13 protein-coding genes are annotated in these 14,696 nt (G+C 71.5%); 12 read left to right on the top strand and 1 reads right to left on the bottom strand.

The features are described 5' to 3' along the window. Positions 1 to 169 precede the first annotated feature (169 nt). From OG776_RS33150 to nusB, 4 genes are all read left to right on the top strand, one after another. The gene (locus OG776_RS33150; protein WP_329322987.1) at positions 170 to 1,048 is read left to right on the top strand and encodes a Pro-rich N-terminal domain-containing protein; all 879 of its coding nucleotides are present in this window, start codon (positions 170 to 172) and stop codon (positions 1,046 to 1,048) included. A gap of 226 nt (positions 1,049 to 1,274) precedes the next feature. Beyond that, positions 1,275 to 2,381, top strand: a complete 1,107-nt coding sequence (locus OG776_RS33155; protein WP_148007823.1) for an aminopeptidase P family protein — start codon at positions 1,275 to 1,277, stop codon at positions 2,379 to 2,381. 58 nt (positions 2,382 to 2,439) lie between these two features. Further along, positions 2,440 to 3,006, top strand: a complete 567-nt coding sequence (efp, locus tag OG776_RS33160) for an elongation factor P (RefSeq protein WP_010988257.1) — start codon at positions 2,440 to 2,442, stop codon at positions 3,004 to 3,006. Between the two features lie 2 nt (positions 3,007 to 3,008). Beyond that, positions 3,009 to 3,443, top strand: a complete 435-nt coding sequence (nusB, locus tag OG776_RS33165) for a transcription antitermination factor NusB (protein ID WP_148007824.1) — start codon at positions 3,009 to 3,011, stop codon at positions 3,441 to 3,443. Positions 3,444 to 3,632: 189 nt separating this feature from the next. Here the strand turns inward: nusB and bldD are convergent, their stop codons facing one another. Next, a complete protein-coding gene (gene bldD, locus OG776_RS33170) occupies positions 3,633 to 4,133 on the bottom strand; it encodes a transcriptional regulator BldD (RefSeq protein ID WP_148007825.1) in 501 nt (166 codons plus the stop codon). A 253-nt stretch (positions 4,134 to 4,386) separates the two neighbouring features. Between bldD and pyrR the strand changes: the two genes are divergently transcribed. The 8 genes from pyrR to pyrF all read left to right on the top strand — a co-directional run bounded on the left by pyrR (position 4,387) and on the right by pyrF (position 14,447). Next, positions 4,387 to 4,977: a bifunctional pyr operon transcriptional regulator/uracil phosphoribosyltransferase PyrR gene (gene pyrR / locus OG776_RS33175; protein ID WP_148007826.1), complete on the top strand. Its 591-nt coding sequence runs from the start codon at positions 4,387 to 4,389 to the stop codon at positions 4,975 to 4,977. Positions 4,978 to 5,117: 140 nt separating this feature from the next. Further along, positions 5,118 to 6,095: an aspartate carbamoyltransferase catalytic subunit gene (locus OG776_RS33180; RefSeq protein WP_148007827.1), complete on the top strand. Its 978-nt coding sequence runs from the start codon at positions 5,118 to 5,120 to the stop codon at positions 6,093 to 6,095. A gap of 5 nt (positions 6,096 to 6,100) precedes the next feature. Continuing rightward, positions 6,101 to 7,387, top strand: a complete 1,287-nt coding sequence (locus OG776_RS33185) for a dihydroorotase (RefSeq protein ID WP_329322988.1) — start codon at positions 6,101 to 6,103, stop codon at positions 7,385 to 7,387. Positions 7,388 to 7,401: 14 nt separating this feature from the next. Beyond that, positions 7,402 to 7,965 carry a PH-like domain-containing protein gene (locus OG776_RS33190; protein WP_384964096.1) on the top strand — a complete coding sequence of 188 codons (564 nt, stop codon included), beginning with the start codon at positions 7,402 to 7,404 and terminating at the stop codon, positions 7,963 to 7,965. Then, positions 7,962 to 9,119, top strand: a complete 1,158-nt coding sequence (gene carA, locus OG776_RS33195; protein ID WP_148007830.1) for a glutamine-hydrolyzing carbamoyl-phosphate synthase small subunit — start codon at positions 7,962 to 7,964, stop codon at positions 9,117 to 9,119. The genes OG776_RS33190 and carA overlap by 4 nt, the downstream gene beginning before the upstream one ends. Beyond that, positions 9,112 to 12,420, top strand: coding sequence for a carbamoyl-phosphate synthase large subunit (gene carB, locus OG776_RS33200; RefSeq protein WP_148007831.1), 3,309 nt, complete (start codon positions 9,112 to 9,114; stop codon positions 12,418 to 12,420). The genes carA and carB overlap by 8 nt, the downstream gene beginning before the upstream one ends. A gap of 81 nt (positions 12,421 to 12,501) precedes the next feature. Next, on the top strand, positions 12,502 to 13,608 hold the full coding sequence (locus OG776_RS33205) for a quinone-dependent dihydroorotate dehydrogenase (protein WP_148007832.1): 1,107 nt from the start codon (positions 12,502 to 12,504) through the stop codon (positions 13,606 to 13,608). After that, positions 13,605 to 14,447 (top strand): orotidine-5'-phosphate decarboxylase, encoded by an 843-nt coding sequence (gene pyrF, locus OG776_RS33210; RefSeq protein WP_329322990.1) that lies wholly within the window; start codon positions 13,605 to 13,607, stop codon positions 14,445 to 14,447. Before OG776_RS33205 ends, pyrF begins: the two co-directional genes overlap by 4 nt. The last annotated feature ends 249 nt before the right edge of the window (positions 14,448 to 14,696 follow it).

Below are 14,696 nucleotides of genomic sequence, written 5' to 3' on the forward strand. Positions count from 1 at the left end.
CTCGCCTCACGGGCACTTCTCACCTTCCCCGGCCGTTCACACAACGGCGGCCGGGGAAGGTACCGTTCGGTAGGGGCGCCTCCCGCGCCCTCCGGGGCGGGGAGAGCGGGTCGGGACCGAGGCCCCGCTCGCCAGCGCCCATCGCCTGTACGAGACGGAGTGGCACCGGATGCAGCACGCAGTGGGGGCTCCGCTGCCGCCGCCCCACCAGCCGGGGCAGGGACCGGGCACCGCCTGGTCGCCGGCCGCGCACCACCCGGGGCACCCGGGCGGTCATCCGGGCCAGGCACCCGCGAACGCCCCGGCTCCCGGCTTCGCCGGCCCCCCGCCGGGGCCACCCGCGCCGCCGTCGCACCTGCCGCACCCCGCGCCCCCGCAGCACGCCCCCGTACCGCCGATGCCCGACACCACGGGACATGTCCAGCTGCCCCCGGGCGGCCCGGTCGGGATACCGAGCGCCCTGCCTTCCACGGGCGCCCCCGACCCCACGGCGACCACGCTCGCCGTCCTGCTCATCGGCCCCGCGGGCGCGGGCAAGACCAGCGTCGCCAAGTACTGGGCGGACCACCGCCGCGTCCCGACCGCGCACATCAGCCTCGACGACGTGCGCGAGTGGGTCCGCTCCGGCTTCGCCGACCCCCAGTCGGGGTGGAACGACCACTCGGAGGCGCAGTACCGCCTCGCCCGCCGCACCTGCGGCTTCGCCGCGCGGAACTTCCTGGCGAACGGCATCTCCTGCGTCCTCGACGACGCCGTCTTCCCGGACCGCCCGGTCGTCGGGCTCGGCGGCTGGAAGCGGCACGTCGGACCGGGCCTGCTGCCGGTCGTCCTGCTGCCGGGCCTGGAGATAGTCCTGGAGCGCAACGCGGAGCGCTCCGGGAACCGCCGCCTCAGCGACGAGGAGGTCGCCCGCATCCACGGCCGGATGGCCGGCTGGTACGGCTCGGGGCTGCCCATCATCGACAACTCGCAGCTCGACGTGGCGGCCACGGCCCGCGTCCTGGACGACGTCCTCGCCCGGTCGATCGCCAGCCCGCCGCAGTGGTAGTCCATGGCTGACGACCCGGCACCCGCGGGGTGATCTCCCGGGGGTAGGGCGGCCCGACGACCACCCGCCCGGCACCGGCCGGTGTCCCCGGGTGCCCGGCGGTGGCCGCCGGGCACGCCCTCCCACGGCTTCGGCGATCCGGGGCTCCCGGGTGTCCCGTGGCCCCACCCGCCCGTCCGGCCCCGCAGAACCGGCGGTATCCGGTCGGCGCTCGTAGGCTCGATCCATGTCAGAGGTGTACGCGGTTCGCCGCGAGCGGCTGAGGGAGCGCTGTACCGCGGGTGGCAGCGCGACCGCGCTCGTCACGCGCCCCGCCAACGTGAGATACCTCGCGGGGGCGGCCCCGCAGGGTGCCGTCCTCCTGCTGGGCCGGGAGGAGGACCTGCTGTTCTGCGCGGGCCCGCTGCTCGAAGAGGCGGGCGCGGGACGCCTGGACGAGGCGTTGCGCGTACAGACGCCGACGGGGCCCGGCGGTGATCCGGCCGTGGCCGCGGCCGATGTCGCCACCGCTCAGGGAGCCGACTCGCTGGCCGTGGAGGAACACCACCTGACGGTGACCCGGCACCGGGCCATGGGATCGGTGGCACCCCGGCTGCGCCTGAGCGACCTGGGCGCCGCGGTCGAACAGCTGCGGGTGATCAAGGACGAGGAGGAGATCTCCTGTCTGCGGATCGGCGCCGAGATCGCCGACCAGGCACTCGGGGAACTCCTCGAATCCATCCTCGTCGGTCGGACGGAACGTCATCTCGCCCTCGAACTGGAGCGCCGGCTGGTCGACCACGGCGCCGACGGACCGGCCTTCGCGACCTCCGTGGGCACCGGGCCGAACTCCGGCAGATGCGGGCACCGGCCCACGGACCGACGGGTCGAGGAAGGCGATTTCCTGTCCGTCTGCCTCGGCGCGACCTACCGCGGCTACCGCTGTGAGGTCGGCCGTACCTTCGTGATCGGCACCTCGCCCGCGGACTGGCAGATCGCCCTCTACGACCTCGTCTTCGCCGCCCAGCGGGCCGGACGCGAGGCCCTGGTGCCGGGCGCGGCCTACCGCGACGTGGACCGCGCGGCCCGCCAGGTCCTCGACTCCGCGGGGTACGCGGAGGCCCTCCCTTCACTGACGGGGCACGGCGTCGGGCTCGAAATCGACGAGGACCCGCAGCTGGCCCCCGCGGCCATGGGTAAACTGGACGCTTGCGTGCCGGTCACCGTCGAACCGGGGGTCCACCTCCCGGGCCGGGGCGGTGTCCGGATCGATGACACGCTCGTCGTGCGCCCCGAGGCGGACGGCGGACCCGAGCTACTCACCATCACGACCAAGGAACTGCTCGCGCTCTAGCCTCCGGCTGTGCGCGTGTCCCGGGGTCGTCCACGTCAGTCCAGGAGATTCCGCAACCGTGGCTTCCACGAACGACCTCAAGAACGGCCTGGTGCTCAAGCTCGACGGAGGCCAGCTCTGGTCCGTCGTCGAGTTCCAGCACGTCAAGCCCGGCAAGGGCCCGGCCTTCGTGCGCACCAAGCTGAAGAACGTGCTCTCCGGCAAGGTCGTCGACAAGACGTTCAACGCCGGCGTCAAGGTCGAGACGGCCACGATCGACAAGCGCGACATGCAGTTCTCGTACATGGACGGCGAGTACTTCGTCTTCATGGACATGGACACGTACGACCAGCTCATGGTCGACCGCAAGTCCGTCGGTGACGCCGCCAACTTCCTGATCGAGGGCTTCACGGCCACCGTGGCGCAGCACGAGGGCGAGGTGCTCTTCGTGGAGCTGCCCGCCGCCGTCGAGCTCGTCATCCAGGAGACCGAGCCGGGTGTCCAGGGCGACCGCTCCACCGGTGGCACCAAGCCCGCCACCCTGGAGACCGGCCACCAGATCCAGGTCCCGCTCTTCATCACCACCGGTGAGAAGATCAAGGTCGACACCCGCACGAGCGACTACCTCGGCCGGGTGAACAGCTAACCGTGGCTGCCCGCAACACGGCCCGCAAGCGCGCCTTCCAGATCCTCTTCGAGGGCGACCAGCGCGGCGTGGACGTCCTGACGGTCCTCGCGGACTGGATCCGGCACTCCCGGAGCGACACCCGGCAGCCGCCGGTCAGCGAGTACACGATGGAGCTGGTCGAGGGCTACGCCACCAAGGCGAAGCGGATCGACGAGCTCATCGCGACGTACGCCGTCGACTGGACGCTGGACAGGATGCCGGTCGTCGACCGCAACATCCTGCGCCTCGGCGCCTACGAGCTGATCTGGGTCGACGGGACCCCCGACGCGGTGGTCATCGACGAGGCGGTGCAGCTCGCCAAGGAGTTCTCCACGGACGAGTCGCCCTCGTTCGTCAACGGGCTCCTGGGCCGGCTCAAGGACCTGAAGCCGTCGCTCCGCCGTGACGAGTCCTGACCGGGCTCGTCCGCACAGCCTGGGAACAGGTGGGACATCGCCGGAGGGCCCGCAGCGCGTTCGCTGCGGGCCCTCCGGCGTTCCCGTGCCCGCGAGGGCCCCGAGGGCCGCAGAAAGCCGCCGGGGTGGCCGGAACCCCTTGGTTCCGGCCACCCCGGCGGCACGTTTCTGCTGAGCTGTGCGAAGGGGTCAGACCTCTTCGTGGGCGACGGCGCGGCGCGCGTCGGCGTCCAGCACACCCCAGCTGATCAGCTGCTCGGTGAGGACCGAGGGCGACTGGTCGTAGATGACGGCGAGGGTGCGCAGGTCGTCCTGGCGGATCGAGAGCACCTTGCCGTTGTAGTCACCGCGCTGCGACTGGATCGTCGCGGCGTAGCGCTGCAGGGGTCCCGCCTTCTCGGCCGGCACATGGGCCAGCCGCTCCAGGTCCAGGACGAGCTTCGGCGGCGGCTCGGCGGCTCCGCCCGGCGTGGTGCCCGGCAGCAGTTCCTGCACGGGGACCCCGTAGAAATCGGCCAGTTCGGCAAGACGCTGCACGGTCACGGCACGGTCGCCTCGCTCGTAGGAACCGACCACGACCGCCTTCCAGCGTCCCTGGGACTTCTCCTCGACTCCGTGGAGGGAAAGGCCCTGCTGGGTGCGGATGGCCCGGAGCTTGGCCCCGAGCTGTTTGGCGTATTCGCTGGACATATAGCTCCCCGGACGCTGTATCAACGTGCGGCTCGGCCGCGCGGCTGGTGACTCTGGTGACTCACTGTGAGGTTACGCAGCGTTACTCTCCCCCGTCAAGCCGAAGGGGCCGGACCCGGCGCTCCACCCGGGTCACCCGGGGTGGCTCGAAGGGGGGTGATCAGGCGCGTTGCGGGGCTGGTACCGTGGTTGGCGCAAATCCGACGTCCTTTAATGATCCGTCCCGTGAGGCGGAGAAGGAGGTCCGTTTCGTATGGACTCTGAGCAGGAAAAGCAGCAGTACGCGGCCGGTGCGCGGCCCGTGCTCGAAGGCCCCGACATCGCGCGGGTGCTGACCCGTATCGCCCACGAGATCGTCGAGCGCGCCAAGGGCGCCGACGACGTGGTGCTCCTCGGCATCCCGACCCGGGGCGTCTTCCTGGCCCGCAGGCTGGCCGACAAGCTCGCGGAGATCACCGGCCGCAAGATCCCGGTGGGCTCGCTCGACATCACCATGTACCGCGACGACCTGCGCATGCATCCGCCCCGAGCGCTGGCCCGTACCGAGATCCCCGGTGACGGCGTCGACGGCAGGCTGGTCGTCCTCGTGGACGACGTGCTCTTCTCGGGACGCACGATCCGCGCCGCCCTGGACGCGCTGAACGACATCGGCCGCCCGCGTGCCGTGCAGCTCGCGGTCCTCGTCGACCGAGGCCACCGCGAACTGCCCATCCGCGCCGACTACGTCGGCAAGAACCTCCCCACGTCGCTGCGGGAGACGGTCAAGGTCCAGCTCGCCGAGGAGGACGGTCGCGACACCGTGCTGCTCGGTGCGAAGCGGATCTCCCCGGACGCGCAGCAGTAGCGACCTCGGCCTCCGGCGTCCGTCACCGCGGTACGCCCACCGAGCACGCCCGCGCGCCCGCACGCCCTCCCGCGGCGCCTCCGGGGCACACCCCCGCGGCGTCCGCCTCCCGAACTGAACTGCCTTACGGAGCCTGACAGATGCAGCGTCATCTCATCTCGGCCGCCGACCTCACCCGCGACGACGCCGTCCTCATCCTCGACACCGCCGAGGAGATGGCCCGGGTCGCCGACCGGCCGATCAAGAAGCTGCCGACCCTGCGCGGCCGCACCGTCGTCAACCTCTTCTTCGAGGACTCGACCCGGACCCGGATCTCCTTCGAGGCCGCCGAGAAGCGCCTCTCCGCGGACGTCATCAACTTCACCGCCAAGGGATCGAGCGTCTCCAAGGGCGAGTCCCTCAAGGACACCGCCCAGACCCTGGAGGCCATGGGCGTCGACGCCGTCGTCATCCGGCACGGCGCCTCCGGGGCCCCGTACCGGCTCGCCACCTCCGGCTGGATCGACGCCGCCGTCATCAACGCGGGCGACGGCACCCACCAGCACCCCACGCAGGCCCTGCTGGACGCCTTCACCATGCGCCGCCGTCTGGTCGGCCGGGACGCCGGGATCGGCCAGGACCTGGCCGGCCGCCGGATCACGATCGTCGGTGACGTCCTGCACAGCCGCGTCGCCCGCTCCAACGTCGACCTGCTGCACACCCTCGGCGCCCAGGTCACCCTCGTCGCGCCGCCCACCCTGGTGCCCGTCGGCGTCGAGACCTGGCCCTGCGAGATCTCCTACGACCTCGACAGCACCCTCGCCAAGTCCGACGCCGTGATGATGCTGCGCGTCCAGCGCGAGCGCATGAACGCGGCCTTCTTCCCGACCGAGCGCGAGTACTCGCGGCGCTACGGCCTCGACGGCGACCGGATGGCGAAGATGCCCGAGCACGCCATCGTGATGCACCCCGGCCCGATGGTCCGCGGCATGGAGATCACCGCCGAGGTCGCCGACTCCGACCGCTGCACCGTCGTGGAGCAGGTCGCCAACGGCGTCTCCATCCGCATGGCCGTCCTGTACCTGCTGCTGGGCGGCAACGAGCCCGCCGTCACCCACACCCGCACCGAGGAGAAGTAAGAAGAATGAGCAAGATCCTGATCCGTGGTGCGAAGGTGCTCGGCGGCGAGCCGCAGGACGTCCTGATCGACGGCGACGTGATCGCGGAGGTCGGCACCGGCCTGTCCGCCGAGGGCGCCGAGGTGGTCGAGGCGGACGGCAAGGTGCTCCTGCCGGGCCTCGTCGACCTGCACACCCATCTGCGCGAGCCCGGCCGTGAGGACTCCGAGACCGTCCTGACCGGCACCCGGGCGGCGGCGAGCGGCGGCTACACGGCCGTGTTCGCCATGGCCAACACCTTCCCGGTCGCCGACACCGCCGGTGTCGTCGAGCAGGTCTACCGGCTCGGCCGGGAACACGGCTACTGCGATGTGCAGCCCATCGGCGCCGTCACGGTCGGCCTGGAGGGCAAGAAGCTCGCCGAGCTGGGCGCGATGCACGAGTCCGCCGCCGGCGTCACGGTCTTCTCGGACGACGGCAAGTGCGTCGACGACGCGGTGATCATGCGCCGGGCGCTGGAGTACGTGAAGGCCTTCGGCGGCGTCGTCGCCCAGCACGCCCAGGAACCCCGCCTCACCGAGGGCGCCCAGATGAACGAGGGCGTCGTCTCCGCCGAACTCGGCCTCGGGGGCTGGCCGGCGGTGGCCGAGGAATCGATCATCGCCCGGGACGTCCTGCTCGCCGAGCACGTCGGCTCCCGCGTCCACATCTGCCACCTCTCGACCGCCGGCTCCGTCGAGATCGTCCGCTGGGCCAAGTCCCGCGGCATCGCCGTCACCGCCGAGGTCACCCCGCACCACCTGCTGCTCACCGACGAACTGGTGCGCACGTACGACCCGGTCTACAAGGTCAACCCGCCGCTGCGGACCGAGCGGGACGTCATGGCCCTGCGCGAGGCGCTCGCCGACGGCACGATCGACATCGTCGCCACCGACCACGCGCCGCACCCGCACGAGGACAAGGACTGCGAGTGGGCCGCCGCCGCCATGGGCATGGTGGGCCTGGAGACCGCGCTGTCCGTCGTCCAGCAGACGATGGTCGAGACGGGACTGCTCGACTGGACCGGCGTCGCCGACCGGATGTCGTCCGCACCCGCCCGCATCGGGCGGGCCGACGGACACGGCCGTCCCGTCTCGGCGGGCGAGCCCGCCAACCTCACCCTCGTCGACACCGCATACCGTGGGTCCGTGGACCCCGCGGGCTTCGCCTCGCGCAGCCGCAACACCCCCTACGCGGGCCGTGAGCTGCCGGGCCGGGTCACCCACACCTGGCTGCGGGGCAACGCCACCCTCGTCGACGGGAAGCTCGCGTGACACCTCTCATCCCGATGGCCGCCTCCCTGGCCGCCGAACAGAAGTCGGCCGAAGTGACCGACTGGTCCGCCCGCATCGGCTGGCTCGTCGGACTCGCCCTCTTCGTCGCCCTCGTCTACTGGCTGATGCGCGAGGGCTGGAAGTGGCGCGGCACCCTCCAGGGCGACCTGCCGGAGCTGCCCACCGCGCCGCACGACCCCGGCCCGGCCAGACTGGACATGAGCGGCCGCTACCACGGCTCCACCACGGCCGGGCAGTGGCTCGACCGCATCGTCGCGCGTGGCCTGGGCACCCGCAGCCGGGTCGAGCTCACGCTGACGGACGCGGGACTGGACGTCGTACGCCCCGGCGCGGCCGACTTCTTCGTCCCCGCCGAGGCGCTGCGCGAGGCCCGGCTCGACAAGGGCATCGCCGGCAAGGTCCTGACCGAGGGCGGTCTGCTCGTCGTCACCTGGGCGCACGGCGGCCGGCTGATCGACTCCGGCTTCCGCTCCGACCGCGCGGCCGAGCACGGCGCATGGGTCGAGGCCCTGAACCACATGATCAACAAGAGCACCGACACGGAAGGCGCACGATGACGACCTCCATCCAGGGAGCCGCCTCGCGAAGGCACCAGGCGGCTCCCGCCGTACTCGTCCTGGAGGACGGCCGGATCTTCCGCGGCCGCGCCTACGGGGCCGTGGGGGTGACCTTCGGCGAGGCCGTGTTCTCCACCGGGATGACCGGCTACCAGGAGACCCTCACCGACCCGTCGTACCACCGGCAGGTCGTCGTCATGACCGCCCCGCACGTCGGCAACACCGGTGTCAACGACGAGGACCCCGAGTCGCGCCGGATCTGGGTGGCCGGCTACGTCGTCCGCGACCCCGCGCGCGTCCCCTCCAGCTGGCGCTCCCGCCGCTCCCTCGACGAGGAACTGCGCGAACAGGGCGTCGTCGGCATCAGCGGCGTCGACACCCGCGCCCTCACCCGCCACCTGCGCGAGCGCGGCGCCATGCGCGTCGGCATCTTCTCCGGCAACGCGCTGCCCGACGAGGGCACCATGCTCGGCGAGGTCCGCCAGGCGCCCGAGATGCAGGGCGCGAACCTCGCCGCCGAGGTCGCCACCAAGGAGACGTACGTCGTCCCCGCGATCGGCGAGAAGAAGTTCACCGTCGCCGCCGTGGACCTGGGCATCAAGGGCATGACCCCGCACCGGATGGCCGAGCGCGGCATCGAGGTGCACGTGCTGCCCGCCACGGCCACCGCCGAGGACGTCTACGCCGTGGACCCGGACGGCGTCTTCTTCTCCAACGGCCCCGGCGACCCCGCCACCGCCGACGGACCGGTCTCCGTCATGCGGGAGGTCCTCGCCCGGAAGACGCCCCTGTTCGGCATCTGCTTCGGCAACCAGATCCTCGGCCGCGCGCTCGGCTTCGGCACCTACAAGCTGAAGTACGGCCACCGCGGCATCAACCAGCCCGTGCAGGACCGGACGACCGGCAAGGTCGAGGTCACCGCGCACAACCACGGTTTCGCCGTCGACGCGCCGCTCGACAAGGTCTCCGAGACCCCCTACGGCCGCGCCGAGGTCTCCCACGTCTGCCTGAACGACCAGGTCGTCGAGGGGCTCCACCTCCTCGACCAGCCGGCCTTCAGCGTCCAGTACCACCCCGAAGCGGCAGCCGGCCCGCACGACGCCGCCTACCTGTTCGACCGCTTCGTATCCCTGATGGAGGGCCAGCGTGCCTAAGCGCACCGATATCCAGTCCGTCCTGGTCATCGGCTCCGGCCCGATCGTCATCGGCCAGGCCGCCGAGTTCGACTACTCCGGCACCCAGGCGTGCCGCGTCCTGCGCGCCGAGGGGCTCAGGGTCATCCTGGTCAACTCCAACCCGGCGACGATCATGACCGACCCGGAGATCGCCGACGCCACCTACGTCGAGCCGATCACCCCCGAGTTCGTCGAGAAGATCATCGCCAAGGAGCGCCCGGACGCGCTGCTGCCCACCCTCGGCGGTCAGACGGCCCTCAACACGGCCATCTCGCTGCACGACGCCGGAACCCTCGACAAGTACGGCGTCGAGCTCATCGGCGCCAACGTCGAGGCCATCAACAAGGGCGAGGACCGCGAACTCTTCAAGGGCGTCGTCGAGGCCGTCCGCGCGAAGATCGGGCACGGCGAGTCCGCCCGCTCCGTCATCTGCCACTCCATGGACGACGTCATCGCGGGCGTCGACACCCTCGGTGGCTACCCCGTCGTCGTCCGCCCCTCCTTCACGATGGGCGGCGCCGGCTCCGGCTTCGCGCACGACGAGGAGGAGCTGCGCCGCATCGCCGGCCAGGGACTGACGCTCTCCCCGACCACCGAGGTGCTCCTGGAGGAGTCCATCCTCGGCTGGAAGGAGTACGAGCTGGAGCTGATGCGCGACAAGCACGACAACGTCGTGGTCGTCTGCTCCATCGAGAACTTCGACCCCATGGGCGTGCACACGGGCGACTCGATCACCGTCGCCCCGGCGATGACGCTCACCGACCGCGAGTACCAGATCCTGCGCGACGTCGGCATCGCCGTCATCCGCGAGGTCGGCGTCGACACCGGCGGCTGCAACATCCAGTTCGCGGTGAACCCCGAGGACGGCCGGGTGATCGTCATCGAGATGAACCCGCGCGTCTCCCGCTCCTCGGCGCTGGCCTCCAAGGCGACCGGTTTCCCGATCGCCAAGATCGCCGCCAAGCTCGCCGTCGGCTACACGCTCGACGAAATCCCGAACGACATCACCGAGAAGACGCCGGCGTCCTTCGAGCCGACCCTCGACTACGTGGTGGTCAAGGCCCCGCGCTTCGCCTTCGAGAAGTTCCCGAGCGCCGACTCCACCCTCACCACGACCATGAAGTCGGTCGGCGAGGCCATGGCGATCGGCCGCAACTTCACCGAGGCGCTGCAGAAGGCGCTGCGCTCGCTGGAGAAGAAGGGCAGCCAGTTCACCTTCGTGGGGGACCCCGGCGACAAGGCCGAGCTGCTGCGCGAAGCCGTCCGTCCCACCGACGGCCGTATCAACTCCGTCATGCAGGCCATCCGCGCGGGCGCCACGCCCGAGGAGGTCTTCGAGTCGACGAAGATCGACCCGTGGTTCGTCGACCAGCTCTTCCTGATCAAGGAGATCGCGGACGAGCTGGCGGACGCCGACAAGCTCCACCCCGAGCTGCTCGCCGAGGCCAAGCGGCACGGCTTCTCCGACGCGCAGGTCGCCGAGATCCGCGGACTGCGCGAGGACGTCGTGCGCGAGGTGCGGCACGCGCTGGGCGTGCGCCCGGTGTACAAGACGGTCGACACCTGTGCCGCCGAGTTCGCCGCGAAGACGCCGTACTTCTACTCCTCCTACGACGAGGAGACCGAGGTCGCGCCCCGCGAGAAGCCCGCGGTCATCATCCTCGGCTCCGGCCCGAACCGCATCGGCCAGGGCATCGAGTTCGACTACTCCTGCGTCCACGCCTCCTTCGCGCTCAGCGACGCGGGCTACGAGACCGTGATGGTGAACTGCAACCCCGAGACCGTCTCCACCGACTACGACACCTCCGACCGCCTGTACTTCGAGCCGCTGACGCTCGAGGACGTGCTGGAGATCGTGCACGCGGAGACCCTCGCCGGCCCGGTCGCGGGCGTGATCGTGCAGCTCGGCGGACAGACCCCGCTGGGCCTGTCCCAGGCGCTCAAGGACAACGGGGTCCCGGTCGTCGGCACGTCCCCCGAGGCCATCCACGCCGCCGAGGACCGCGGCGCCTTCGGCCGGGTCCTGGCCGAGGCCGGCCTGCCGGCCCCCAAGCACGGCACGGCCACGACGTTCGCCGAGGCCAAGGCCATCGCCGACGAGATCGGCTACCCCGTCCTCGTACGGCCCTCCTACGTCCTCGGCGGACGCGGCATGGAGATCGTCTACGACGAGACCCGGCTGTCCTCCTACATCGCCGAGTCGACCGAGATCAGCCCCTCCCGGCCGGTCCTGGTCGACCGCTTCCTCGACGACGCGATCGAGATCGACGTCGACGCGCTCTACGACGGCGAGGAGCTGTACCTCGGCGGCGTCATGGAGCACATCGAGGAGGCCGGCATCCACTCCGGCGACTCCGCGTGCGCACTGCCGCCGATCACCCTCGGCGGCTTCGACATCAAGCGGCTGCGCGCCTCCACGGAGGCCATCGCCAAGGGCGTCGGCGTCCGCGGCCTGATCAACATCCAGTTCGCCATGGCGGGCGACATCCTCTATGTCCTGGAGGCCAACCCCCGCGCCTCGCGCACCGTCCCCTTCACCTCGAAGGCGACCGCGGTGCCGCTGGCGAAGGCCGCCGCGCGGATCTCCCTGGGCGCGACCGTGGCCCAGCTGCGGACCGAGGGCCTGCTCCCGGCGCACGGCGACGGCGGCGAACTGCCCCTCGACGCGCCGATCTCCGTCAAGGAGGCCGTCATGCCGTGGTCGCGCTTCCGCGACATCCACGGACGCGGCGTCGACACCGTGCTCGGCCCCGAGATGCGCTCCACGGGCGAGGTCATGGGCATCGACTCGGTGTTCGGCACCGCCTACGCCAAGTCGCAGGCGGGCGCCTACGGCCCGCTGCCCACCAAGGGCCGCGCCTTCATCTCGGTCGCCAACCGCGACAAGCGGTCGATGATCTTCCCAGCGCGCGAACTCGTCGCCCACGGCTTCGAACTGCTCGCCACGTCCGGCACGGCCGAGGTGCTCAAGCGCAACGGCATCAACGCCACGGTCGTGCGCAAGCAGTCCGAGGGCACCGGCCCGAACGGCGAGCGGACCATCGTCCAGCTGATCCACGACGGCGAGGTCGACCTCATCGTCAACACCCCGTACGGCACCGGCGGCCGGCTCGACGGCTACGAGATCCGCACGGCCGCCGTGGCACGGTCCGTGCCGTGCCTGACGACGGTCCAGGCGCTCGCCGCCGCCGTCCAGGGCATCGACGCGCTCAACCACGGCGACGTGGGCGTGCGCTCCCTGCAGGAACACGCCGAGCACCTGACCGCGGCCCGCGACTAGCAGCCCGAGGAGCCCGGACGAGGGGGACACCGGAAACGGTGTCCCCCTCTTCGCGAGGGCTCCACGTCTTCGTGAGGACACATGTACAAGATCTTCTTCAACCTCGTCTTCAAACGCATGGACCCCGAGCGCGCCCACCATCTCGCCTTCCGCTGGATCCGCCTCGCCGCCCGCGTACCCGTCCTGCGCACCTTCGCCGCCGCCGCGCTCGCGCCCCGCTTCGAGGAACTGCGCACCGAGGCGTTCGGGCTGCGCATGCACGGCCCCTTCGGGCTCGCGGCCGGCTTCGACAAGAACGCCGTGGCCGTCGACGGCATGGCCATGCTCGGCTTCGACCACATCGAGATCGGCACGGTCACCGGGGAGCCCCAGCCCGGCAACCCCCGGAAGCGCCTGTTCCGCCTCGTGCCGGACCGCGCGCTGATCAACCGCATGGGATTCAACAACGAGGGCTCCGCGGCCGTCTCCGAGCGCCTGGCGGCCCGTACGCCCGTCTTCAGGACCGTCGTCGGCGTCAACATCGGCAAGACCAAGGCGGCCCCCGAGGCGGAGGCCGTCGCCGACTACGTGAAGTCGGCCGGGCGGCTCGCCCGGCACGCCGACTACCTCGTCGTGAACGTGTCGTCCCCGAACACCCCCGGCCTGCGCGACCTGCAGGCCACCGAGGCACTGCGCCCGCTCCTCGGCGCCGTGCGCGAGGCCGCCGACCGCGCCGTGCCCGACCGGCGCGTCCCGCTGCTCGTCAAGATCGCGCCCGACCTCGCGGACGAGGACGTCGACGCGGTCGCCGACCTCGCCGTCGACCTCGGCCTGGACGGGATCATCGCCACGAACACGACCATCGCGCGCGAGGGCCTCGGTCTGGCCTCCGACCCCTCCCTGGTGAAGGAGACCGGCGGTCTGTCCGGCGCGCCGCTCAAGGCACGCTCCCTGGAGGTGCTGCGCCGCCTCTACGCGCGCGTGGGCGACCGCGTCACCCTGGTGGGCGTGGGCGGCGTCGAGAACGCCGAGGACGCCTGGCAGCGCATCCTGGCCGGTGCCACGCTGGTCCAGGGGTACAGCGCCTTCGTCTACGAGGGGCCCTTCTGGGCCCGCGGGATCCACAAGGGCCTCGCCGCCCGCCTGCGCACGAGCCCGTACGCCACCCTCGCCGACGCGGTCGGCGCCGACGTGAGGAAGTCCGCATGAGCCTGGAACCCTTCGGCGCACGTCTTCGCCGCGCGATGGACGAGCGCGGCCCGCTGTGCGTCGGTATCGACCCGCACGCCTCCCTGCTCGCCGACTGGGGGCTCGGTGACGACATCGCGGGTCTGGAGCGGTTCAGCCGCACGGTCGTCGAGGCGCTCGCCGAGCGGGTCGCCGTCCTGAAGCCCCAGAGCGCGTTCTTCGAGCGCTTCGGCTCGCGCGGGATCGCCGTCCTGGAGAGGTCGGTCGAGGAGGCGCGGGAGGCGGGGGCGCTGGTCGTCATGGACGCCAAGCGCGGTGACATCGGTTCGACCATGGCCGCGTACGCCGAGACCTTCCTGCGCAAGGGCGCGCCGCTGTTCTCCGACGCGCTGACCGTGTCGCCCTATCTGGGCTACGGCTCGCTGAAGCCCGCGGTGGAGCTGGCGCGCGAGAGCGGCGCCGGGCTCTTCGTGCTCGCCCTCACCTCCAACCCGGAGGGCGGCGAGGTGCAGCACGCGGTCCGCGGCGACGGCCGTACCGTCGGGGCGACCGTGCTCGCCCATCTGGCCGCCGAGAACGCCGCGGAGAGCCCCCTGGGGTCCTTCGGCGCGGTCGTCGGCGCCACCCTGGGCGATCTCTCCTCCTACGACCTGGAGATCAACGGACCCCTCCTGGCGCCGGGGATCGGTGCCCAGGGGGCCACCGCGGCCGATCTCGCGGGAGTCTTCGGGGCGGCCGTGCGCAACGTCGTCCCGAACGTGAGCCGGGGTGTTCTTCGTCACGGTCCCGACGTTCTCGCGCTGCGGGAGTCCGCGGACCGCTTCGCGGAGGAGATCAGGTCCGCGGTCGAGGCCGCCTGAGCCGCCCTTTCCGGGGCCTATCGGGGCCTTCGGGACCCCGGGCCCGCCTCCCGCGAGCCTCCGGACGGCGGGCCGCGGTCCTCCGGCGGGCGAGTCCGGAGCGGCCCGAGTCTGAATACATCCTCAAATCCGGGGCAGTATGTCGCAAATGACCGGCTCCAGGGAGGCTGACCAGGACTTTTCCGCTGTTCTCGCTGACTCCGGCGGACTTGCCCGCTAGTCTCCGTCGAGTGGGGGCACCTCCCACGC

Source organism: Streptomyces sp. NBC_01689 (assembly GCF_036250675.1).
Classification (GTDB): Bacteria; Actinomycetota; Actinomycetes; order Streptomycetales; family Streptomycetaceae; genus Streptomyces.